Below are 22,680 nucleotides of genomic sequence, written 5' to 3'. Positions count from 1 at the left end.
ACCTGCACCGTGGCCAAGCCCGCTCCCACCGCCCTGGACAACGTCGTCTCCCTCGCGAAGCGCCGAGGTTTCGTCTACCCCTGCGGTGAGATCTACGGCGGTACGAAGTCGGCCTGGGACTACGGCCCGCTCGGTGTGGAGCTCAAGGAGAACATCAAGCGCCAGTGGTGGAAGTTCATGGTGACGCGACGCGACGACGTCGTCGGCCTCGACTCCAGCGTCATCCTGCCCACCCGCACGTGGGAGGCCTCCGGCCACCTGAGCACCTTCAGCGACCCGCTCGTGGAGTGCCAGTCGTGCCACAAGCGCTTCCGCGAGGACCACCTCCAGGAGGACCACGCGGCGAAGAAGGGCATCGACGACCCCGACACCGTCGACATCAACGAGTCGGTCGCCTGCCCCAACTGCGGCACCCGCAACGCGTGGACCGCGCCGCGCAACTTCAACATGATGCTCAAGACCTACCTCGGCGTCATCGAGGACGAGTCGGGCCTGCACTACCTGCGGCCCGAGACCGCGCAGGGCATCTTCCTCAACTTCGCCAACGTGGTGACCTCGAGCCGCCAGAAGCCGCCCTTCGGCATCGCGCAGATGGGCAAGAGCTTCCGCAACGAGATCACCCCCGGCAACTTCATCTTCCGCACGCGCGAGTTCGAGCAGATGGAGATGGAGTTCTTCGTCAAGCCCGGCGAGGACGACGAGTGGTTCCGCTACTGGATCGAGCAGCGCACCCAGTGGTACGTCGACCTCGGCATCAACCCCGACAACCTGCGCCACTACGAGCACCCGCAGGAGAAGCTGTCGCACTACTCCAAGGGCACGACCGACATCGAGTACCGCTTCGGGTTCTCCGGTCGTGACTTCGAGGAGCTCGAGGGCATCGCCAACCGCACCGACTTCGACCTCAAGCAGCACAGCGAGTTCTCCGGCAAGGACCTGTCCTACTACGACCAGGCCGCCGACGAGCGCTACCTGCCCTACGTCATCGAGCCGGCCGCCGGTCTCACCCGCTCGCTGATGGCGTTCCTCATCGACGCCTACACCGAGGACGAGGCCCCCAACACCAAGGGCGGCGTCGACAAGCGCGTCGTGCTCAAGCTCGACCCGCGCCTCGCGCCGGTCAAGGTCGCGGTCCTCCCGTTGAGCCGCAACGCCGATCTCTCGCCGAAGGCGAAGGCGCTGGCCGCCGAGCTGCGCGAGAACTGGAACGTCGACTTCGACGACTCCGGCGCCATCGGTCGCCGCTACCGCCGCCAGGACGAGATCGGTACGCCGTTCTGCGTGACGGTCGACTTCGAGACCCTCGACGACGACGCGGTCACCATCCGCGAGCGCGACTCGATGGCCCAGGAGCGGGTCAGCCTCGACGGCATCACCCGCTGGTTCGCGGAGCGCCTCGTCGGCTGCTGACCCTGCTGACCCTGCCGCCCCGGGGCTCTGGCGCCCCGTCGGCGCCGGTGGCACGCTGGGGCGGTCCGGACCTGGAGGGTCCACGATCGGGGGATCACCATGCGTCGTCGTACGGCCACGTTCCTGACCCTGTCCGCGCTCGGGGTGCTGCTGTCCGGGGTGGCCGCCTCGACCGCGCCGGTGGCGCTGGCCGACCCCGCCCCGAGCCAGGACCGCACCCGTGACCGGGCGTCGGGACCGCGGACCATCGACCCGCGGGAGCTGGACCGCGGCCCGGATGCGGCCGTCGACCATCTCCAGGACGGCGTCATCCACGCCGCGGACGGCACCACCGTCCGCGTCGGCATCCCGCACGGCCGCCAGCGGATCGCGCTCCTGGGCGCCGTCGGCACCGGGTGGGCGGTGGCGACGTGGCGGCGCGCCGACTCCTCCAGCGGTCCCGGCGAGGCCACGGTCGACCTCGTGCGCCCCGGTGCCGCGCCGGTCCGGGTGCCGCGCTCGCGGATGCCCTACTACGCCGACTCCTACGTCGGCTTCCGGCTCTCCCGCGACGGCGCCCAGCTGTTGACCACCACCTACGACCGCGGGGGGAGCACGACGCAGCTGCGCGCGACCGCGACCGGCAGGCTGGGCGGGACCAGCTACAGCGGCGCGTTCTTCCAGCCGTTCGACGCCGACGCGGGTCACGTCCTCACCTGGTACGACAACGAGTTCGGCCGGCTCCGGGTCGCCGACTGGGCCGGTGACGAGCGCTTCACCCGGGTCGCGACCTCCGCGGTCCACGCCGACCTCCGGCGCGACCTGATGTTCGTACGCACCAGCGGCCGCGACTTCGGCCCCACCCCGATCTCGGCGCCGGTCGTGCCGGCGTGGTCGGCCCCGTTCCAGCCGCTCGACGTCTCGCCCGACGGGGCGACGGCGATCGGTTTGCGGATCACCCGCTCCGGCTTCACGAGCCGCGCCATCCTCGACGTACGGTCCATGGCCGACGGTTCGCTGGTCGACCACATCGCGTTCGGTCCGAAGATCACCGAGGACACCTGGTCGATCATCAACGACCACGAGCAGACGGCGCGCTTCGAGGACGATGCGAGCTACGTCTTCCAGCTGACCACGGCGCGCGGAGCGGTGCTCGTGCGCTGCCCCGTCGGGGGACGCGACTGCGAGCGGGCCTCGGACTTCGGCAGCGACATCTCGGTGCCGTTCGAGCGATTCATGTGGTGATCCCGCGTTGCGAGCAGGAGACCGGCCGGACGCGCGGACCCGGCTGATTTGGGCCGGCCCGATCCGGCTCCGACAATGGGGGCATGACCGTCGTGCCCGACTCCCTCACCCTGGGTTCGCTGCGCGTCGACACCCCCGTCGTGCTCGCGCCGATGGCCGGCATCACCAACGCCGCCTACCGCCGCCTCTGCGCCGAGCAGGGCGCCGGGCTCTACGTCTCCGAGATGATCACCAGCCGCGGCCTCGTCGAGGGCGACGAGGTCACGAAGAAGATGCTGACCTTCGACGAGCTGGAGACGGTGCGGTCGGTGCAGCTCTACGGCACCGACCCGGTCTACATCGGCAAGGCCGTGGAGATCCTCTGCGCCGACCACGGCGTCGCCCACGTCGACCTCAACTTCGGCTGCCCGGTGCCCAAGGTGACCCGCAAGGGCGGCGGGGGAGCGCTGCCGTGGAAGCGCGGCCTCCTCGGCGAGATCCTCGAGCACGCGGTCGCCGCCGCGGCGCCGTACGACGTCCCGGTGACGATGAAGACCCGCAAGGGCCTCGACGACGACCACCTGACCTACCTCGACGCGGGCCGCCTCGCCCAGGAGAGCGGTGTCGCCGCGATCGCCCTGCACGGGCGCACGGTGCAGCAGGCCTACTCCGGCGAGGCCGACTGGGACGCCATCGCCGCCCTCGTCGACCACGTCGACATCCCCGTCCTCGGCAACGGCGACATCTGGGAGGCCGCCGACGCGCTGCGGATGGTCGAGCAGACCGGCGCCGCGGGCGTCGTCGTCGGCCGTGGCTGCCTCGGGCGCCCGTGGCTCTTCCGCGACCTGGCCGCGGCCTTCCACGGGGAGGACGTCGCCACCCTCCCCGTCCTCGGCGAGGTCAAGGCGATGATGCGTCGCCACGCCGAGCTGCTGTCCGAGCACATGGGGGAGGAGCGGGGATGCAAGGAGTTCCGCAAGCACATCAGCTGGTACCTCAAGGGGTTCCCCGCCGGCGGTGAGCTGCGCCACCAGCTGGCCCTCGTCGACTCGCTCGCCTCCCTCGACGAGCTGCTCGCGGGGCTCGACGACACCGCGCCGTTCCCCGAGCGCGAGCTCGGCACGCCACGCGGACGGCAGGGGGCGCCACGCAAGCGGGTCGTGCTCCCCGACGGGTGGCTCGACGACACCGACGGCCGCGGCGCGCACCTGCGCGAGGACGTCGACGAGACCACCGGGGGCTGATCCCGCGGCGCCGGCGTCGTACGCACGGATCCCGTGACGGTGAGCCGGAACACGCTGGAATTTACCGGGGAAGATTGGGACAGGCCGAGTTTCCTGTGCTTCACTCGATGATCGCGTCGACGTGGGCACGAGTTCTTCCCCCGTTTCCGGGCTCGTGGATCGGCGCAACGTCCCCCGTCAGCAAGTGCAAAGGATCAGCGCTGTGGCTCAGCATCGCCACAAGCGGGAAGCCCCTGCTACCACCCCCCGTCCGTCTCGGATCCCCCGTTCCGTCCTCGTCTCCGCACCGCTCGCCGTCGTGGCGACGCTGTCCGCGGTGACCATGGGCGTCCTCGCCGCCGAGCCGGCGACCAACGACAACCTGCTCGCCTCGTCCGGCACCTCCCAGCCGGCGGCCGGAGCAACCGTCGACGACACCACGCTCCGTCGGCGCAGCGAGACGACCACCGTCTCGCGCTCGCAGATCCGCACCGCCGCGAAGGCCGAGGCCGCCGCGCGCAAGAAGATCGCCGCGGCACGCGAGGACCGTAGCGTGAACAGGAAGGCCCGCCAGCTGGCCGAGAAGGTCGACGACGCCGTGTGGACCACCGACGTCCTCAACCTCTGGGACGGCCCGTCCGAGGCGTCCGACAAGCTGGGCGTCATCGGAGCCATCAAGCAGGTGTCCGTGACCGGCCGCAAGCAGGCCGGCCGCACCCAGGTCGTCATCGATGGCCAGTCGCGCTGGGTCACCTCCGACTACCTCAGCGCCGAGAAGCCCAAGCCCGAGCCCAAGGAACCCGCCGGCCCGAGCCTGGGCGGGGTCTGCTCCAACGGCTCGTCCATCGACGCCGGTCACGCGGCGCTCTACGACATCCACGACGTGGTGTGCGCCAACTGGCCCTCCGTGACCAGCTACGGCACGTGGCGCGGTGACGGCGAGCACGGCCAGGGTCGTGCCATCGACATCATGGTGACCGGCGAGACCGGCTGGGCCATCGCGAACTTCCTGCGTGCCAACTACGCCTCGCTGGGCATCGAGTACATCATCTACTCGCAGAACATCTGGTCCGTGGAGCGCTCCGGCGAGGGCTGGCGCGGGATGTCCGACCGCGGGTCGACGACCGCCAACCACTACGACCACGTGCACGTCACGGTCTACTGAGGCGGGGCGTCGCCGGCGTCCGAGGCGCTCGCTAGGCTGACCGGCCCATGAGCATCGAGGACCCGTACGACGACTCGGCGCGCGAGCGCATCGTCGCCGAGCCACCCAAGCGGGTGGAGGCGCCGGTGCGGCTCGCGTTCGAGCGCGACCGGGCGCGCGTCGTCCATGCGGCGGCGTCGCGCCGGCTCGCGGCCAAGACGCAGGTCGTCGGACCGCAGACCGACGACTTCGTCCGCAACCGCCTCACGCACAGCCTCGAGGTGGCGCAGGTCGCCCGCGACCTGGCCCGGGCCATCGGGACGCACCCCGACATCGCGGAGACCGCAGCGCTCGCCCACGACCTCGGCCACCCGCCGTTCGGCCACAACGGCGAGCGGGTGCTGGCCGAGCTCAGCGCCGACTGCGGCGGCTTCGAGGGCAACGCGCAGACCCTGCGCCTGCTGACGCGGCTGGAGTCGAAGACCTTCGACGCCGACGGTCGCTCGGTCGGGCTCAACCTGACGCGCGCCACGCTCGACGCCTGCACCAAGTACCCCTGGGCGCGGGCGGAGGCGACCGGGCCCCACGGGGTCCACGCCGACGGCACGCCGCGGGTCGTCGTGAAGTTCGGCGTCTACGACGACGACCGCCCCGTCTTCGACTGGGTGCGGTCGGGCGTCGAGGGCCGCCGGCGCTGCCTGGAGGCCCAGGTGATGGACCTCGCCGACGACGTCGCCTACTCGGTGCACGACGTCGAGGACGGCATCGTGGCCGGTCGCCTCGACCTCACCCGGCTCGACCGCGACGCGCTCTGGGAGACCGTCCGCTCGTGGTACCTGCCCGGGGCCGACGACGCCGCCCTCGACGTGGCACTGGCCGACCTGCGGGCGGTGGGCAGCTGGCCCCGGTCGTCGTACGACGGGAGCAGGCGCAGCCTCGCCGCGATCAAGAACCTCACCAGCGACCTCATCGGCCGCTTCTGCGGCAGCGTGCAGCAGGCGACCTTCGCCGCGACGGCGGGGGAGCCGCCCGTGCGGCACCGCGCCGACCTGGTGGTGCCCGAGGCCACCGAGGTCGAGATCGGGGTCCTCAAGGGGATCGCCGCCCACTACGTGATGCAGGCCGACGACCGGGTGGCGCTGATGCAACGCCAGCGCCAGCTCGTCGCGGAGCTCGTCGAGGCGCTGTGGGCGCGCGGGGTCGACGGCCTCGACCCGGTCTTCGTCGAGGACTGGGAGCACGCAGACGACGACGCGGGCCGCCGACGCGTGGTCGTGGACCAGGTCGCGTCACTGACCGACGCCAGCGCCGTCGCGCGTCACGCCGCGCTCACCTGAAAAGGGCCCGGCCAGATGGCCGGGCCCCTTTCAGGCGTGCGTGCGACGACCTACGGCAGGTTGCCCTGCGGGTACGGGTCGTCCTGGCGGGCCGTGCTGTCGGGGTGCAGCTGCTCCTCGAGGTCGGAGCGGTGGTCGCCGCTGCCGCCCGAGGGCGTCACCTTGTCGGCCGCCGTGCTGGCCGCCGCGGCGACCTTGTCCTTGACGACGGGGGCCTTGTCCTTGGCGAGGTCGGCCGCCTGGTGCGCCTTCTCCTGGACCCGCGGGTCCTCCTTGACGCGGGTGGCCGCCTTCTTGATCTGTTCGTAGCGTTCCCGGCCCGCACGCGCGCCGAGCACGTAGCCGACACCTCCGGCGACGAGCAGCATGAGCTTCTTCATGGGGTCTCCCTTCCCTGGTTTGGCTTCTGTGTGCGGTGTGGTGCCCGCAGTGGTGCTCAGTGGTCGCCGCGGCGCCGCCACAGCAGCAGCACCACGACCATCGCCACGAGCGAGCCGGCGGCCGCGAGCACCTCGGTGCGCGGCTGGCCGGTGTCGGTCGTGGCGGCGTCCTTGAGCGAGGCCACCCGCTGCTGCGCCTGCGACTTCACGTCGAGCTTGGCGGCGAGCTGGTCGACGGTCCCGGCCAGCTGCTCGCGCTGCAGTGCGATCTCGGCCTCGAGCTGCTCCGGCGTCTTCTCCGGCGTCTGGTCACTCATGGTGGTCTCCCTTCACCGTCGCGATGTCCTCCTTCAGCCCCTGGATCGCCCGCTCGGGGGCGGGGGGGCCGGCCTCGGCGACCTTGTTCTTGCCGACCATGCCGACCACGGCGGCGCCGGCGAGCAGGACGAGCGCCACGATGAGGGCGGCCAGCCAGGCGTCGACGACGAGCGAGAGGGCGAGGATCGCGGTCGCAACGATCGACCCGAACGCGAAGAACGCGAGCAGGCCGGCGACGCTGAACATGCCGATCCCGACGCCTGCGCGCTTGCCCTTCTGGGCGACCTCCGCCTGGGCGAGGCGCATCTCCGAGCGGATGAGCTCGGGGACCTGCTGGGTGAGCTGGTGGACGAGCGCGCCGAGGGTCTGGTCCTGGGTCTGACCCTCTGGAGCGCCGTGCTGAGCGGTCATGCTTCGACCTTCCCAGACGCACCCACCGGGCACCAGCGACGTACGCCCCAAGGGGTGGCCGGACGCCGGGATCCGGGGTCCCGACAACCGTTGTGGAGACTCCGGCGTGCTCGTGGGACGGCGCCCGTAGACTCCCCGGCGTGGCAGGCCGGATTCGCGACGACGACATCGCCGAGGTGCGCGAGAAGGCGCGGATCGACGACGTGGTGTCGGGCTACGTCACGCTCAAGCGCGCGGGCGGCGGGTCGCTCAAGGGCCTGTGCCCCTTCCACGACGAGAAGACGCCGTCGTTCAACGTCAACCCGGCCCGCCAGTTCTTCCACTGCTTCGGCTGCGGCGAGGGCGGTGACGTCATCTCCTTCCTGATGAAGGTCGACGGGCTCACCTTCACCGAGTCCGTCGAGCGGCTCGCCGAGAAGTTCGGCGTCCAGCTGCGCCGCGAGGAGGGCGACGACGAGCCCGTACGACCCCGCGGGCCGGCCCGCGGCCGACTGATCGAGGCGCACAAGGTCGCCCAGCAGTTCTACGCCGAGCAGCTGGCCGGCCCCGACGCCGTGGTCGCGCGGCAGTTCCTGCACGAGCGCGGGTTCGACCAGTCCGCAGCCGCGACCTTCGGGGTGGGTTTCGCGCCCCGCGACGGCGAGGCGCTGGTGCGCCACCTGCGCGGTCGGCGGTTCAGCGACGAGGAGTCGGTCGCGGCCGGGCTCGTCGCGCTGGGGCGTTCCCACTACGACCGCTTCCGCGGCCGCCTGGTGTGGCCGATCCGGGAGGCCAACGGCGACACGATCGGCTTCGGCGCGCGCCGGATCTTCGACGACGACCGCATCGAGGCGAAGTACCTCAACACCTCCGAGACCGCGATCTACAAGAAGAGCCAGGTGCTCTACGGCATCGACCTGGCCCGCACCGCGATGAAGGACGCCCAGCAGGCCGTCGTCGTCGAGGGCTACACCGACGTGATGGCCTGCCACCTCGCTGGCGTCAAGACCGCGGTGGCCTCGTGCGGCACGGCCTTCGGCCAGGACCACGCGCGGGTGCTGCGCCGCTTCCTCGGCGACCACGACACCACCAGCGGCGAGGTGATCTTCACCTTCGACGGCGACTCGGCCGGGCAGAAGGCTGCCATGAAGGTGCTCGACAGCGACCAGGTGTTCGCGTCGCAGACCTACGTCGCCGTGGCCCCCGAGGGGATGGACCCCTGCGACCTGCGGCTCAAGGAGGGCGACGAGGCCGTGCGCGAGCTGGTCGCGAGCCGCAAGCCGCTCTACCGCTTCGCGCTCGACAACGTCCTCACCCGCTACGACCTCGACCGCGCCGACGGCCGTGTCGACGCGCTTCGCGACGCCGCCGGGCTGGTGGCCGGCATCCGCGACAAGACCAAGGTCGAGACGTTCTCCCGCGAGCTCGCGCACATGGTCGGGGTCGACCTCGACCAGGTGCGGGCGGAGGTGCGTCGGGCAGCCGATCGCCCCGCCGCCGCCGCCAAGGACGAGCGCCGTCCGGTCCGCGGCGACGCCACGCCGGCGCCGGAGCCGGCCCGGCCGGCGCTGCCGAGCCTGTCCGACCCTCGCTTCCTCATCGAGCGCGAGCTGCTCAAGCTCGTCATCCAGCACCCCGCCGGGGTGGGCCGCACGACCGCCCACGTGACCACGGGCGACTTCACCCATCCGACGTTCCAGGGCGTCTGGGAGGCGGTGACCGCGGCCGGCGGGCCCGTCGCCGGCGTCGACGACGCCGGGTGGGCCGCCAAGGTGCGCGGGTCGGCCACCGACCCCGCCGTCGTCGCGGCGGTCACCGAGCTCGGGGTCGAGCCGGTCCGCGGCACCACGGACCCGAACCCGACGTTCGCCGTCGCCTACGTCTACCGGCTCCAAGAGCTCACCACGTCCCGGCGCATCGCCGACGTCAAGGCCCGCCTCCAGCGCACCAACCCCGTCGACCAGGCGCTCGACTACAACCGCATGTTCGGCGAGCTGGTGATGCTGGAGCAGCACCGCCGCAAGCTCCGCGAGGGTGCCGTGGGCCAGCCGGGAGGCCAGTCCTGATGATGCCCATCAGCTGGCGGAGGCGTTCGCTCGTCCCGTCCGTGACGGTGCCGCGCGGCGAGAAGGTGCTCGCCATGACCACCGCGACCGACGGTGCGGTCCTCGCCGGCACCCGTGACGCGTTCTACGTCGTCCGGGACGGCGAGACCCGGCGGGTGCCCTGGGAGCAGGTCGAGGCGGCCAACTGGGACCGCGACACCGACACGTTCCGGCTCTCCGAGGTCGGCAGCTGGGGCGAGGAGCGACCGGTGCACACCGCCACGCTCACCGATCCGGGGCGGCTGCTCGAGCTGGTCCGCGAGCGGGTCACCGCCAGCGTCGTGCTGCAGCGCCACGTGACGCTCGGCCGGAGCCGCAGCCTGCGGGTGATCGCGCGGCGTGCACCGTCCGGTGCGGGTGGTGTCCAGTGGGTCTACGAGTACGACGAGGGGGTCGACCCCGACGACCCGGAGGTCCGTGCCGCAGCCAGCGAGGCACTCGAGCTGGCCCGTCGTGACGTTGGCATGCCCTGATTTCACCCGCGGTGTCGAGGCTTGCTAAGGTTTCGCCTCGCTGCACAAGCGATCCCCTGTAGCTCAATTGGCAGAGCATTCGACTGTTAATCGGAGGGTTGTTGGTTCGAGTCCAACCGGGGGAGCAGTAGAAATCGGCTCCTGACCTGCATCAACGCAGGTCAGGAGCCGTTTCGCATGTCCCCTGCAGGCTCGTGGGCGTCGCCCCGCCTGGACCAGGCACGCCGGGCGTCGCGGCGCAGCGGCGGAAGCAGCTGCAGGAGGCTGAGGACGACGAAGACCAGGGTGTTGAACGCCACCCAGATGCTGAGGGACCGGTACCAGTCCGTCAGGAGGACCGAGCTCGGGAGCACGATGCCGAACGCGAAGAGCACCGGAAGCGTCGCCGCCTGAAGAGCGGGGCGGGCGACGTAGTTCCACCCGGCCTTGCGTCCGGTGGCGATCTGGACGATCGACGTCACGAAGCAGGCCTGGAGGAAGGCGGCGTAGGCGAGCTCGATGACCACGGGCACGGCCAGCACGCGGGCCCGCCACCCGACTGCCCACACGGTGACCAGTCGTTCGAGGAGGAACACCAGGCCGATGCCCACCCAGAAGGGCGACCAGCGGATGCTGTCGGCCGCCAGCAGCGTGATGGCCAGGAGGAGGAGGTAGGACCACAGGGCGACAACGCCGTATCCCAGCGCGAGCTGTTGCGTCCAGTACATCGCGGTCGCGCGGGTGAACCCGTACGCGCCGATGTTCTCCAAGGCTCCTCGGTGCCAGCGCAGGCGCTGCCGCCAGAGGTCGCGCCAGCGGGTCATGACCTCGGTGGTGACCCGGCACTGGTGCGGGGAGGTCATCTGGGCGCCCAGCGTCTTCAGGGCGAGCGTGAGCTCGTTGTCCTCGGTCAGCGCAAGCGTGTCGTACACCTTGCCCGGTGGGCCGGGGATCAGGGAGCCCCGGGCCTGGGCCACGGCGCTCAGGGCGAAACCGCGGATCACCGAGGCGGTGCCCGTCAGCACGAAGACCCGGTCGAGCCGGCGGGCGACGATCCGCTGGTAGCGGCCGTACTCGTTGCGCTGGAGCTGCCCGACCAGCCCACCGCCCCCCTCGCCGAAGAAGAGCCCGCCGACCGCCATCAGGTCTGCGTCGTCCTCGAGCAGACCGAGTGCGGTATCCAGGAAGTCGGGGGAGATCGTCGAGTCGGCATCCATGACCAGGACGACGTCCTCGGCGTCGAGCGAGGGCAGGAGCAGCGCGAGCTGCTGGTTGAGCGCGCCGGCCTTCTTCTCGGTGTTGCCGACGGTCTCCACTACCTCCACCCCGGAAGCGCCTGCCACCTCTCCCGTGGCGTCGGCGCAGTTGTCGGCGATCACGATGATCCGGTCCGGACGCCGGGTCTGGTCGGCCAGCGAGCGCAGGGTCGCGCCGATGACGGCCTCCTCGTCATGGGCGGGCACCAGGACGGTGCAGCGCAGACAGGTGCCTGGTGGCAGGTCCTCGCTCGGGACGGCGAGGGCCGGCCACTCCGGTGGGTGCTCCATGGCGAGGCTGCGGACAGCAACCGGTCCCAAGGTCCATCTGCGGGCCTGCTGCAGGTGCGCCGGCAGCGGGGGAGGGATGCGGCGGTCGCGGTTGAGGACCTGCATCGCCGTGGCCGTCTCCAGCGCGGCCAGGGCGAGGAAGGTGGCCGCGACCAGCGCGACGGCAGCCAGGAACACGGCCAGCCCGGGCGGTCTGAACTCCACGCTCAGAGGGAGCACAGCCGTGTCGGAGATGGTCTCCCGGCCGTCCACCGTCGTGAGCTGCCAAGCCGCGACCGCAAGCAGCACCAGGCTGAGCACGACGAGCCCCGCCGTCACCCACCCCAGCAGCGCGGCGCGCCCCCGCAGGCTGGCACTCCGAGTCGCTTGCGCGGCCGGATCCTCCATCGCCACCCATTCCCGGCCGGCTACGGCCTGGTCATCCCTCTGTCGCCATCTCGAGCGGGGTTGCCGGCTCGCCGTCGCCGAACAACGTCGCGGGGCGTCTAGGGCTGCGGCCGACGGTACTTGCGGTAGCCCACCACGACGCCGCCGGCGACGATGACGAGGAGCACCACCGCCACGATGAGGTAGACGCCCGTGCTCGTGATCATGACCACCATGCGGCTACACCCTCTCGTCACGGGACCGGTGCACATCGACGTGCGGCGACGCTAGCCCGCGGACGGACGCTCCACCTCATCCCTCCCGGGTGAGGCAGTTCACTCGTGCCCGGAACGGATCATTGCGGCGCATCCGGGTACTGCGGGCCAGGTCCCTGCGGCGTCGCGACTTCGCAGGGGACCCAGGCCCGGGCGGTCAAGAAGCGGCCGCCCGGGCCGTCCCCTCCGCCTGACGGCTCGGGGTCCACCGGTGCATCTATACGATGCGCTCGGGGTCGAACCGCCGGAGGGAATGCGTGAGGATGGATCGTCATGAGTTCGGACGGCGGTTGGCCGAGGCCGCCCGGGAGATGTCGGCGGCCCGGCACCCCGCCGACACCCTGCAACGCATCGCCACGATGGCCGTCGACCTGATCGACGCGTGCGACGTCGCCGGTGTCTGCGTGCTGCGGCCGGGACGCAACGACACCTGCGCCCACACGCATGCGTCGCTGCAGGTCATGGACGACCTGCAGCACGACCTCGCCGAGGGGCCGTCCATGAGCGGGAATCCGGCCGTCGACATGGTCTCGGTGGGCGACCTCAGCAGGGACGCCCGGTGGCCGCGGTGGGGGAGCGAGGTGGTCGACCGGACCGGGGTGCGGGCCTACCTGGGCTTCCGGTTGTTCGTCGAGGACGACAGCATCGGCATGCTCAACCTCTACGCCTACGAGCCCGACGCCTTCGACCACGAGGACAAGCTCGACGGCCTCGTCGCGGCGACGCACGCCTCCGTGGCCCTCAGCGCGACCGTGCGGCACGACCAGATGCACACGGCCCTGACGAGCCGGCAGCTGATCGGCGAGGCGACCGGGATCCTGCGCGAGCGGTTCGCGCTGACCTCGGACCAGGCCTTCGCCGTGCTCAAGCGGCTCTCGTCCCAGCAGAACATCAAGCTCTTCGCGGTGGCTCAGCAGGTGGTCGAGACGGGCACCTTGCCGGGGTCGGCTCCCTAGCCGCTGCTCCTGGCGTCAGCCCCCGGCCGGTGCGGCGGATTGCCGTGGCGTAACGCTTCCGCGGTCGCGTGTGAACTGTGCGTTACGCCGCCTCCGTCCGACTCCGGGCTGGGTCAGGGTGGCGCCATGAGCGCAGGACCGATGGATGGCCACGACCCTCGCGAGTTCGTCGTACGCCCGGACGGGACCGTGGTCGGTGACGACGGTGCAGCAGGTGCGCTCGCCGCCGCCCTGCCCTACACGGGCCGGCTGGCCCGCCGCGCAGGCGAGCTGGTCGAGGCCGGCGACCTGCGCGCCCTGGAGGCGGTGGGCACGCGCCGCCTGACGGTCGGGGTGACCTGGACCCCAGCCGGGGAGGGCACCTACCGGGCAGTGCTCGCGCCCGCCGAGGCCCGCACCGTGCCGACCTTCATGGTGGTCGGCGGTGCGGACGCCACGGCCACGGTCGTCCACTGCGTCGACCGGCTCCAGTCCGTCGACGGCGTCCGCTGGGCCGGCGTCGTCACGGCCGGGTCGCGCGTCGTCGCCACGGCCGGAGAGGGGGCGGCGAGGCGTCATCTCGACGAGGTGGGAAACCGCATGCTCGCGATCCTGCGCTCGCTGGAGGACCAGCACGTGGCCGGCTTCGTCCGGCTGCGGTTCGAGCAGGCGTTCGTGGTCGGCGCGTCGCTCGGTCGCCACGCGCTGGTGGCGTGCACGGACGAGACGGACGAGCACGCGCTGCTCGCGACGATCGACGAGGTGCGCGCGATCCTGGCGGCCCACGACCTGTCGTCGGTGCCGACGCAGGACGAGCCCACTGCAGCCCACCCCGCGGCCGTCCACGAGACGCCCGACGGGGTCGTCGTGGAGGCCGCACCGACCCCGCCGCCGCTGGTGGGGGCGCGGTTCGCCGGTGCGGGTGCGCGGGAGCCGCGCCGGGGCAGGCGGCGGTTCGGGCGGGGGACCGTCAGCCCCAGCCCAGGGGAAACACCTCGAACGTCGACGCGTGGGTGACGCCGAGCCCCTGGCCACCACCGCGGAGGATCCCGTCGAGGAATTCCTCGGGGTCCCAGCCCTCCCAGCCGAGCCCCTCGATGTAGGCCCGGTGCTCCTTCAGGGAGGCGACCCCGGCCGCGAACGTGTCGGTGACGTCCACCGCGTGCGCCGCCTGCGGTGACCCTCCCGCCCACACCGCCTTCACGCCGCCCCACGGCTCGAGCCCGTCAGTCAGCTGCTCGGGGAACACCCAGCGGTTCCCGGCGTCGCGGACCGCGTCGAGGAGCGCCTTTCCCACGGCGATGTGGTCGGCCTGGTTGAGGTTGGTGCCGCCGAACGTCTCGCGGAAGTTGATGGTCAGCGCGACGTCGGGTCGCTGCTCCCGCACGACCTTCGCGAGCGCGCGCCGCAGCTCGACGCCGTACTCCAGGATTCCGTCGGGCAGGCGCAGGAACAGCACCTCGTCGACGCCGACGGCGGCGGCGGACGCGATCTCCTCCGCCTCGCGCAGGGGCCCGCACTCGTCGGGGTGGATCCCGTCGATCCCGGCCTCGCCGCTGGTCACCATGCAGTAGACGACCTTCTTCCCCTGGCCGGTCCACCGCGCGACCGCGGCGGCCGCGCCGTACTCGATGTCGTCGGGGTGCGCCACGACGAACAGGGCACTCTGCCAGTCCTCGGGCAGCGCTTCGAAGGACGGGGGCGTGGGTCGTTCGGCGGTCATGCACCGAGCATGGCACCGCGAGGACGGGGTGTCTGCCCGCGTGCGTTGTGTAGTGAAACGAACGACTTACTCCTATATGGTCGGCCCATGACCTCGTACGCGCCGACCCGACGTGGATTCCTCACCGCCGCCGCTGCGCTCGCCGGCGCCGCAGTCGTCCCCACCTCCGTGTGGCGCGCAGCCCCCGTGTCCGCTGCGTCGCCGTTCATCCTCAAGCCCACCCCGCCGGCCTACTTCACCGACTTCGGGACCAACGCCGAGATGCGCTGGGCCTCGGTCGACCCCCAGCGCTACCTCACGCCCCAGTCCCGCCTGTTCGTGCGCAACCACACCCGCACCCCTCAGGTCGACCGGTCGACCTACGCGCTGCGCGTGCACGGCGACGGACTGGCGACGCCGAGGGGGGAGGGCGAGGCGCTCAGCCTGTCGTTCGCCGACCTCCAGCGGCTGCCCCACCACGAGCTCACCGCCGTGGTGGAGTGCACCGGCAACGGTCGCAGCTACTTCCGGACCCAGCAGGGGCAGACCGTCTCCGGCACCGCCTGGACCCTCGGCGCCGTCGGCACCGTGCGCTGGAGCGGCGTCCGCCTGCGCGACGTGCTCGCCTCCGTCGGGCTGTCGCCGGACGCGGTGTCCATCCAGGCCACCGGGCTCGATGACCCCTTCGTCTCGGGCGGCACGGACTACGGCCGGGTGCGTCGTCCGTTCCCGGTGGAGAAGGCGCTCGACGACGCGCTGCTCGCGTGGGGGATCAACGGCGAGGACCTGCTGCCCGACCACGGCTACCCGCTCCGACTGGTGCTGCCCGGCTGGGTCGGCATCGCGAGCATCAAGTGGCTCGGGTCGCTGGAGGTGTCGACGACGCAGCTGACGTCGCCGTGGAACACCACCTTCTACCGGATGGTCGGCCCCGACTGGCCGGCCGACTCCCCGCCGCTGACGGTCAACCCGGTGCGCTCCGCGTGGGAGCTGGCCCCGGAGCAGGTGCTGCCGTCGCGGCCCGTCACCCTGACCGGTCGGTCGTGGAGCGGCGCCGGCCGGATCACGCGCGTCTCGGTGAGCCTCGACGGCGGCGCCAGGTGGCGCCCCGCCGTCCTGGACCGCCGGTCCCGCGAGGACGAAGGCTGGACGCAGTGGTCCGTGCGCTGGGGCAACCCGCGCCCCGGGCGGCACGAGCTGCTCGCCCGGGCGACCGACGAGCAGGGCCGCACCCAGCCGCTCGTGGCCGCCTTCAACACCCAGGGCTACTTCTTCGACGCCGTCGTGCGCCACCCCGTGCAGGTCGTCTGACCGCCTGCAGGGACGGGGAGACCGTCAGGCCATCACGCCGACGGCCTGCGGGGCGAAGCCCGGGAAGACCTGGGCGATCGAGACGCCGAAGCGTCGGGTGACGACCTCGGCGAGCACGCTGCGGTAGTCGGTGGTGACCAGGAGGTCGGCGTCCGGCGTGTCGGACAGGCCCGGCCACGAGCCGTAGTAGCGGCCGCCCCGCACCCCGGCGCCGGCGACGAACATGACGTTGCCGAAGCCGTGGTCGGTGCCGTAGTCGTCGTTCTCCCGCACCCTGCGGCCGAACTCGCTCAGGGTCACGAGGGTGACCCGCTCGGCGGCCGGTCCGAGGTCGGAGAAGAACGCCGCGATCGAGCTCCCCAGGTCGGAGGCGTTGCGCACCATGTCGCCCCACTCGAGCGTGCCCGCGTCGGTGTGCATGTCCCAGTCGCCCTGGTCGACGGTGATCACCTCGGTGCCGACGCCGGACCGCACGATCCGGGAGACGTCCGACAGAGCCTGGCCCAGCCCGCTGGAGGGGTACGCCGTGGCAGGCGCGCCGGCCGGGGTGTCCCGGGCGGCACCGAAGGTCTGCGCCCCCGAGATCGCGTCGCGCACCGCGCGGCTCATCGGGCTGCTGCCGCGCCACGCGTGCGCCAGGGACGCCAGCCGGCGACCCTCCTCGTCGGCGCCCGCGACCTTGGCCTGGTCGACCCGGCCGACCACGAAGGCCGGCTGCGCGCCGAAGAGCGAGGTCGGCGCCTGGTTGCCCATCGCCGTGCCCTGCAGCGGCGACGTGCCGGGCAGCTCGCCCAGCAGGCGGTTGAGCCAGCCGGTGCGCTCGGACGAGCCGGGGGCGGCGTCCTCGATGGCCTCCATGGCCGCGAAGTGCGACCGGTTGGGTGCGGCCATGCCGGTGGCGTGCACGGCGGCCAGCGTGCCGGCGTCCCACATCGGCAGCAGCGGGGCCAGGGCGGGGTGCAGCCCGAACATCGCGTCCGGTGCGAGCAGCGCGGTGTGGGGGATCGCCAGGCGCGGTCGCGCGGCGTAGTAGACCGGGTCGGCGTGCGGGACGACGAGCGAGAGGCCGTCGGCCGCGCCACGCAGCGAGAGGATCACCAGCACGGAGCCGCCCGGCGCGGCCAGCCTGGCTGCGCTGCGGCCGGTGACGGCGTACGCCGACGGGCCGGCGCCCGTGAGCGACGGGCCGAGCGCGACGGCGCCGCCGGCGAGGGCGGTGCCGAGCAGTGCGCGTCGGCTCAGGGCCAGCCGCGCCTCGTCGTAGTCGGGGCAGCCGCAGGGTCGGGCCCCCGGAGCGGCGGGGACGGCAGGGGTCGGGTGGGAAGCAGTCATGTCAGCACGCCAGGTGGTCGGGGGAGTCGAGGACGGCGGCCAGCAGCCGCGGGAAGCCCCACTGGTAGAGGGCGTGGTCGCGGTCGATCTTCTCCCGGGCCTTGCAGCCGGTGGCGATGGTCGCCGTCTGCACGAGGCGTTTGCTCGCGGGCCGGTGCAGCAGGTCGCGGCTGACCGCGTCGACGAGGTCCTCGAAGCGCACCGGCTTCTTCGACGGCACCCACGCACCCGGCGTGCGGTAGCGGATGCCCTCGGAGGGCCACCACCCGCCGGCCATCGAGTAGTGCAGGTCCATCGAGCCGAGCGCGCGCGAGGGCGAGGCCCACACCCGGTCGGTGACGGGGGTGCCGTCGGGTCGCGGCCAGGCATGGGGGCTGAGGCCCAGGCGGGACGCCTGCCAGAGGATCGCGTTGGACGCGGAGTCGTTGCGGCTCGGTCGGCCTACATCGACGCCCAGGGCGCGGTAGGTGGCGACGACGTCCTCGCCCGGGTCGCGCAGCTTGTCGCCCGCGGAGGACCGGAACTCCTTGCTGGCCACCAGCGCGCGCAGCACCGGCACGATCGCGGTGTCGTTCTTCAGGTAGACCTTCGCCAGACGCTTCACCAGCGATCGCGGCGGGTCGTCGCGCACGAACTTGGTCGCCAGCCGCTCGCAGACGTGCTGGGCGGTCAGCGGGTGGTGCGCGAGGTAGCGGAGGTACTCCCGGGTGACCTCGCGGCCGTCGGCCTTGCGGTTCTTGTGGGTGAACCCCTTGACCTGCACCTTGCCGGTCGCGTGGTCCTCCTTGACGTACGACGCCTTCCACGACTCCCAGAGGTCGACGTGGTGGCCGGTCAGGATCCGCGCCGACGCCTTGACGTCGTCCTCGTCGTAGGTGCCCGCGCCGAGCGTGTGCAGCTCGAGCAGCTCGCGCCCGAGGTTCTCGTTGGGAGCGCGCTTGGTCGAGGTCGCGGCGGAGAGGAAGATCAGCATCGCCGGGTGGGTCGTGGTCGCGGCCAGGAGCTCGTCGAAGCGGCCGAGCGCGTGGCGCCTGACCGTGTCGCCGTAGTCCACCCGCCAGGTGAAGTGGGCGTCGCCGCTCACCGGCACGTGGAGCATCGCCTCCCAGAACTCGGTCATCTTCTCCAGCACCGGGCGCCGCGTGCGGATGCGCCGCACGAGCAGCCAGCGGCCGTAGTCCTCCATGACCTGCCAGCCGCCGCGGACCTCCTGGACCTGGCGCTGCCAGAGGTCGGAGGGCCGCCGGTCGAGGTCGGGCCACCACGGTCGGACGGCGTCAGCAGACCCGTCCGGGAACGAGCCCGGGCGGGTGAGCTGCTGCTCGAACCATGCGGGCGCCCCGCCGGCACGGCGTACGTCGCGCGCGAGCGTTGCGTCGATGCCGTAGCCGAAGCGCGTCACGAGGTGACGCTGCGACGGGGACAACAGAGCAGACCGATCCTTGGCCACCGAGGTCCTCCCGTACCCGAGCCGCTTCCGAGACGCGTCACTGTCCCATGCCGGGCGGCGGACGCGAAGTCGAACGTCCGAATCCCGGTTGCCCGTCGGCCGGCGGGTGCGGTCGGATGTGCCGGTGGACACCGACGTGCAGATCGTGGAGCTCGACACGACCGACCAGGCGGCGCGGGCCGCGTGGCACGACGTGATGGAGCGGGCGGCCCGGTCGGACCGGCCGCACGCGCTGGTCACCACAGCGGCCGCCTTCGAGGTCACGGCCACCTCGCCGAGCACCCACTACGCACGCACGTGGCTGCAGGCCGTCGAGGGCGGCGAGGTCATCGGAGTGGCGGAGCTCGAGCTGCCGCTGAGCGAGAACACCGACGTCGCGTGGGCCGAGGTGCAGGTGCTGCCCACCCATCGGCGCCGCGGTGTCGGCCGTGCCCTGTGGCAGGCCGTGGTGGAGCGCGCCCGTGCCGCCGACCGCACCCGGGTCGGGGGAGAGGTGACCGTCGACGTCGCCACGCCCGGGCCCGCCCGCGAGTTCGCCGCGGCCATGGGCACGGTCGACAAGCACCGCGAGGACCACCTCGTCGCCGACCTCCCCGTCGCCACGTGGCGCATCGACCCGGCGTACGACGTCGTCACCTGGCGTGGGCGCTGCCCCGACGAGCACCGCGAGGCCTACCTCGCCATGCGCAACCAGATGAACGCCGACGTCCCGACCGGGGAGCTCGACCTCGAGCCCGAGGTCCTCGACGACGCGCGGCTGGCCATGTCGGAGCAACGGCTCATGCGGGCGTACGACGTCCGCGTGGCCGCCGCCCGCCGGCGTGCGGACGGCACGTTCGGCGGCTACTCGCTGCTCTTCGTCCCGCACGGCACCGACTACGGCTGGCAGGACGACACGCTGGTGATGCCCGAGCACCGCGGCCACCGGTTGGGGGCCGCGCTCAAGTCCGCCAACTACGCCGACCTGCCCGACGACGTCCGGCTCGTGCACACGTGGACCGCGCCGTCCAACACGACGATGCACCGCACCAACACGGCGCTCGGCTTCCGCGTCGTGGAGCACATGTACGAGGTCGAGGCCCGCATCGCCTAGGGTGCGCCCCGAGGGGCGGTAGCTCAGTCGGTCAGAGCAGAGGACTCATAATCCTTGGGTCGTGGGTTCGAGCCCCACCCGCCCTACAACTACCGGATGACCTGCATGAACGGGAGAATGGATCAGAGGGGTCCCATCCGTTCGGTTGGAGTAAACGGCACGTTTCCGAGCCGCGCGCGGAGCATCGAGTGTTCGCGCGACGGCAAGCCCAGTCATGGCCCTTCGGAACTCCATCACCTCCATCACCTCCGCCGCCTCCGACGGCGACGTTTTCCTCCGGCGATGTCGCACCGGAGCCCGACCGGGCGTCGCGGTACCGCCGCCTGCGGCGAGTGTCCGGAAACGGACGATGGCTCCGGCGGCCGCGCAGCAGGCCGCGAAGAAGGCCAGCAGGAGGCCTTCGAAAGGAAGAGTGCCCTTGGCTCGTAAGCGATGTGAGCCAAGGGCCGCCATCGAGATGTTGCTACAGCGGACGAACGGACTAGCCGATCTTCAGGACCTCGACCGCCACTCCGCCCTGGCCCCCCACAGTGCCGCGAATACTTCCGACGACGGTGATCTGGGTGTTGTTGGCAGGGACGATGAAGATTCCACCCGCGGTCGTTTGCGCCGGGTTAGGGACGATGTCCGGGATGTTGGGGGAAACGGAGTTGCCGGGCTGTATAACCCCGTTCATGAGGGTGCCGAAGACTCCGTAGTCCTCGCCAGAAGCGGGCCCTCCCAGATGGAAGAACTGGGCCGACGCCGACATGTAGTACTTCCCAGCGTCCAGGGTGAACGTGAGCATCGGGGTCCTGCCGTCGTTGCTGGCATTGATGGGGCTCGGCGGGATGTCGACGACGTTGGCGCCGCCATAGGCGGGGTTGGGTGCCGTCAGGTGTGTCGACGTAGAGATGACGCTGGTTGGACCAGCCGGTCCAGTGGCACCCCTTGCTCCGGGGTCACCCTTCGGACCTTGGGGTCCAGCCTCCGCGATCGCGTCCTGCACGTACTGGTTGAGGTCCGCCATCTTCAACGAGCGATCTTTGACCTTCGGGCTGGTCACTGCGTTCTTGTGCAGGTCGACCGTCTGAATGGTCTTGTCCTTGATATCTGCTGAGGTAATGAGCGAGGCAGCCACAGCCCCGCCGCCCCCAGCGATCAAGGCCAAGGCGGTGGCGCTCACGACGAGCGCGACTCCTCTGTTCTTGAGCATGGGTAAATGCGTCACGGCGATTCTCCTTCGGTAGATCCGCCCGGCCCGACGCACACGCCCCGTGAAGTTGACACGAATCCCGAGTGGGTCACCCGAACGGGTGAGAAGTTCGACGCTACGCACATGTGGCCATAAAAGGAACGGGCAGTGCTCGGGCCAAATGGGATCGCTGGAGGTGCACGTGTCGGCCGGCGCCCGCCGCCCCTAACGGGAGCGGCGCGAAGAGCCTTTGAACAGCGAAGGATTCGCCGGAAACGATCCCAGTTCGCAGCCTGTTTCACGCCTGAGTGCACAGCGCATTCAGCGCCAGTGCTCGCCATCCCCAGGTTGCAGGTTCGACCCCCACCCGCCCTACGCAGTGGTCCCGGCCCGTGGGCGTGCCCCACGCCGGTGCGATCAGGTCCGCAGCAGCTCCGCGAGCGGGGTGCCCCGCGCGCGGCGCCAGTCCAGGAGGGCCAGCACCACGGCGCAGCCCGCGAGGAGCGCGACGGACAGCACGGTCCACCACGGCACGGCGGGGGTCGGGGGTCCCGGTGCCGCGCTGAGGCTCCCCAGAGAGAGGGCGCCGAGGGCGGCGTAGGCGCACCCGACGCCGACCGCGAGCCCGGTCACGGCAGCGACCAGCACCGGGGGTGACGAGCTACCAGCGACCCGGGCGCGGCCCGCTGTCGGCGAGTCCACGCCGGCCAGCACGTTGAGCAGGGTCGACTTGCCCGACCCCGAGGCGCCGACCAGCGCGACCATCTCGCCCTCGTGCACGAGCAGGTCCAGGCCCTTCAGCGCCTGCACCTCGACGGACTCCGACTGGTAGATGCGCACGAGGTTGTCGCAAGTGAGCCGGGTCACACACCGGGCGACGTGCGCGCCCCGGAGCGCTATCCCTCGCCGGCGATGAGGAACGTGTCGCCCTGCTGCTCGAGCTGCAGCCGTCCCTGCTCGGTCCGGGTCTGGCCCGACGTGGTGACGAAGTCGATCGTGTACGTCGTGCTCAGCGACCGGGGATCGGCCTTGATGGCCCGCGGCGTCGCGGACTCGATCGTGCTCCAGAACCCGGTGTAGCCCTCGATGCCGCCGCTCGAGGACTGGAACTCGGGCGTCAGCATGGCGAAGGTCGCCTCCGGGTCCGAGGTGACGGTCGCGAAGTAGTCCTGGACGAAGGACCGCATCGCCGCGGGGGTCCCGCCCGCCGCGTTGGACGGGCTGGGCTCGTCGGTCGGCTCGTCGGTGGCGGACGGGCTCTCGGTCGGGCTGTCGCTGGGGCTCTCGGACGGGGCGTCCGAGGTCGGGTCCTGCGAGGCGCTCGGTGAGGCGTCGCTCCGACCGGCGTCGCTCGGCTCCTCGTCGCGCGGCCACAGCAGCCACGCACCGACGCCCGCCACCAGGACGAGCGCGACCAGGGCCGCCACCCAGCCGCGCGACCGTCCGCGGGTGGTGTCCGCGACCGGGCTCGCCGGGGTCGGGGGAGGCGTCGCTGCCCGGCCGGCGGGCGGCGACGTCGGGGCGGCCGCAGCC

Annotated in this window: 20 protein-coding genes, 2 tRNA genes and 1 pseudogene; 13 read left to right on the top strand and 10 right to left on the bottom strand. The window is 71.8% G+C overall.

Annotated elements, in window-relative coordinates:
* The first annotated feature begins 9 nt into the window (after positions 1-9).
* The 5 genes from ACXJKB_RS15635 to ACXJKB_RS15615 all read left to right on the top strand — a co-directional run bounded on the left by ACXJKB_RS15635 (position 10) and on the right by ACXJKB_RS15615 (position 6,317).
* Entirely contained in the window at positions 10-1,410 is a 1,401-nt protein-coding gene (locus ACXJKB_RS15635; RefSeq protein WP_457189921.1) for a glycine--tRNA ligase, read from the top strand.
* Positions 1,411-1,509: 99 nt separating this feature from the next.
* Entirely contained in the window at positions 1,510-2,634 is a 1,125-nt protein-coding gene (locus tag ACXJKB_RS15630; RefSeq protein ID WP_457189919.1) for a hypothetical protein, read from the top strand.
* Between the two features lie 83 nt (positions 2,635-2,717).
* Positions 2,718-3,857, top strand: a complete 1,140-nt coding sequence (gene dusB / locus ACXJKB_RS15625; RefSeq protein ID WP_457189917.1) for a tRNA dihydrouridine synthase DusB — start codon at positions 2,718-2,720, stop codon at positions 3,855-3,857.
* Positions 3,858-4,155: 298 nt separating this feature from the next.
* On the top strand, positions 4,156-5,001 hold the full coding sequence (locus ACXJKB_RS15620; protein ID WP_457189915.1) for an SH3 domain-containing protein: 846 nt from the start codon (positions 4,156-4,158) through the stop codon (positions 4,999-5,001).
* A 47-nt stretch (positions 5,002-5,048) separates the two neighbouring features.
* On the top strand, positions 5,049-6,317 hold the full coding sequence (locus tag ACXJKB_RS15615) for a deoxyguanosinetriphosphate triphosphohydrolase (protein ID WP_457189913.1): 1,269 nt from the start codon (positions 5,049-5,051) through the stop codon (positions 6,315-6,317).
* 50 nt (positions 6,318-6,367) lie between these two features.
* On the opposite strand, the gene ACXJKB_RS15610 is transcribed toward ACXJKB_RS15615, so the two are convergent.
* The 3 genes from ACXJKB_RS15610 to ACXJKB_RS15600 are packed head-to-tail and all read right to left on the bottom strand — an operon-like array spanning position 6,368 to position 7,426.
* The gene (locus tag ACXJKB_RS15610) at positions 6,368-6,697 is read right to left on the bottom strand and encodes a YtxH domain-containing protein (RefSeq protein WP_457189911.1); all 330 of its coding nucleotides are present in this window, start codon (positions 6,695-6,697) and stop codon (positions 6,368-6,370) included.
* 56 nt (positions 6,698-6,753) lie between these two features.
* Positions 6,754-7,014 (bottom strand): DUF3618 domain-containing protein, encoded by a 261-nt coding sequence (locus tag ACXJKB_RS15605; RefSeq protein WP_457189909.1) that lies wholly within the window; start codon positions 7,012-7,014, stop codon positions 6,754-6,756.
* Positions 7,007-7,426 carry a phage holin family protein gene (locus ACXJKB_RS15600; RefSeq protein WP_457189907.1) on the bottom strand — a complete coding sequence of 140 codons (420 nt, stop codon included), beginning with the start codon at positions 7,424-7,426 and terminating at the stop codon, positions 7,007-7,009. Before ACXJKB_RS15600 ends, ACXJKB_RS15605 begins: the two co-directional genes overlap by 8 nt.
* 140 nt (positions 7,427-7,566) lie before the next feature.
* Between ACXJKB_RS15600 and dnaG the strand changes: the two genes are divergently transcribed.
* From dnaG to ACXJKB_RS15585, 3 genes are all read left to right on the top strand, one after another.
* On the top strand, positions 7,567-9,471 hold the full coding sequence (gene dnaG / locus ACXJKB_RS15595; RefSeq protein ID WP_457189905.1) for a DNA primase: 1,905 nt from the start codon (positions 7,567-7,569) through the stop codon (positions 9,469-9,471).
* Positions 9,472-9,545: 74 nt separating this feature from the next.
* Positions 9,546-9,983 carry a hypothetical protein gene (locus tag ACXJKB_RS15590; RefSeq protein ID WP_457189903.1) on the top strand — a complete coding sequence of 146 codons (438 nt, stop codon included), beginning with the start codon at positions 9,546-9,548 and terminating at the stop codon, positions 9,981-9,983.
* 52 nt (positions 9,984-10,035) lie between these two features.
* Positions 10,036-10,108, top strand: a tRNA-Asn gene (locus ACXJKB_RS15585).
* Between the two features lie 36 nt (positions 10,109-10,144).
* Here the strand turns inward: ACXJKB_RS15585 and ACXJKB_RS15580 are convergent.
* On the bottom strand, positions 10,145-11,896 hold the full coding sequence (locus ACXJKB_RS15580) for a glycosyltransferase family 2 protein (RefSeq protein ID WP_457189901.1): 1,752 nt from the start codon (positions 11,894-11,896) through the stop codon (positions 10,145-10,147).
* 517 nt (positions 11,897-12,413) lie between these two features.
* Here ACXJKB_RS15580 and ACXJKB_RS15575 point away from each other — a divergent pair.
* Positions 12,414-13,106 (top strand): GAF and ANTAR domain-containing protein, encoded by a 693-nt coding sequence (locus tag ACXJKB_RS15575; RefSeq protein ID WP_457189899.1) that lies wholly within the window; start codon positions 12,414-12,416, stop codon positions 13,104-13,106.
* Positions 13,107-13,232: 126 nt separating this feature from the next.
* Positions 13,233-14,102: a hypothetical protein gene (locus tag ACXJKB_RS15570; protein WP_457189897.1), complete on the top strand. Its 870-nt coding sequence runs from the start codon at positions 13,233-13,235 to the stop codon at positions 14,100-14,102.
* On the opposite strand, the gene ACXJKB_RS15565 is transcribed toward ACXJKB_RS15570, so the two are convergent.
* Entirely contained in the window at positions 14,056-14,808 is a 753-nt protein-coding gene (locus tag ACXJKB_RS15565; protein WP_457189895.1) for a PIG-L deacetylase family protein, read from the bottom strand. The two genes, ACXJKB_RS15570 and ACXJKB_RS15565, sit on opposite strands and share 47 nt — an antisense overlap.
* 87 nt (positions 14,809-14,895) lie before the next feature.
* Here ACXJKB_RS15565 and ACXJKB_RS15560 point away from each other — a divergent pair, with 87 nt between their 5' ends.
* Entirely contained in the window at positions 14,896-16,098 is a 1,203-nt protein-coding gene (locus ACXJKB_RS15560) for a sulfite oxidase (RefSeq protein WP_457189893.1), read from the top strand.
* 24 nt (positions 16,099-16,122) lie between these two features.
* Here ACXJKB_RS15560 and ACXJKB_RS15555 read toward each other — a convergent pair whose 3' ends face one another.
* Together ACXJKB_RS15555 and ACXJKB_RS15550 are read right to left on the bottom strand one after the other, a co-directional pair.
* The gene (locus ACXJKB_RS15555) at positions 16,123-17,430 is read right to left on the bottom strand and encodes a DUF1501 domain-containing protein (protein WP_457189891.1); all 1,308 of its coding nucleotides are present in this window, start codon (positions 17,428-17,430) and stop codon (positions 16,123-16,125) included.
* Between the two features lies 1 nt (position 17,431).
* On the bottom strand, positions 17,432-18,832 hold the full coding sequence (locus ACXJKB_RS15550; RefSeq protein WP_457189890.1) for a DUF1800 domain-containing protein: 1,401 nt from the start codon (positions 18,830-18,832) through the stop codon (positions 17,432-17,434).
* A gap of 172 nt (positions 18,833-19,004) precedes the next feature.
* Between ACXJKB_RS15550 and ACXJKB_RS15545 the strand changes: the two genes are divergently transcribed.
* Positions 19,005-19,973, top strand: coding sequence for a GNAT family N-acetyltransferase (locus ACXJKB_RS15545; RefSeq protein ID WP_457189888.1), 969 nt, complete (start codon positions 19,005-19,007; stop codon positions 19,971-19,973).
* Positions 19,974-19,985: 12 nt separating this feature from the next.
* A tRNA-Ile gene (locus ACXJKB_RS15540) sits at positions 19,986-20,059 on the top strand.
* Positions 20,060-20,454: 395 nt separating this feature from the next.
* On the opposite strand, the gene ACXJKB_RS15535 is transcribed toward ACXJKB_RS15540, so the two are convergent.
* From ACXJKB_RS15535 to ACXJKB_RS15525, 3 genes and pseudogenes are all read right to left on the bottom strand, one after another.
* Positions 20,455-21,138 carry a hypothetical protein gene (locus tag ACXJKB_RS15535; protein ID WP_457189886.1) on the bottom strand — a complete coding sequence of 228 codons (684 nt, stop codon included), beginning with the start codon at positions 21,136-21,138 and terminating at the stop codon, positions 20,455-20,457.
* A gap of 426 nt (positions 21,139-21,564) precedes the next feature.
* Positions 21,565-21,987, bottom strand: a complete 423-nt coding sequence (locus tag ACXJKB_RS15530) for an ATP-binding cassette domain-containing protein (RefSeq protein ID WP_457189884.1) — start codon at positions 21,985-21,987, stop codon at positions 21,565-21,567.
* A 56-nt stretch (positions 21,988-22,043) separates the two neighbouring features.
* Positions 22,044-22,680 (bottom strand): annotated as a pseudogene (locus ACXJKB_RS15525) (hypothetical protein); the annotation flags it as partial.

It is taken from the genome of Nocardioides sp. P5_E3 (assembly GCF_054049275.1).
The sequence above is the reverse complement of the archived record's forward strand: the minus strand, read 5'-3'. Positions and strand labels throughout refer to the sequence as shown.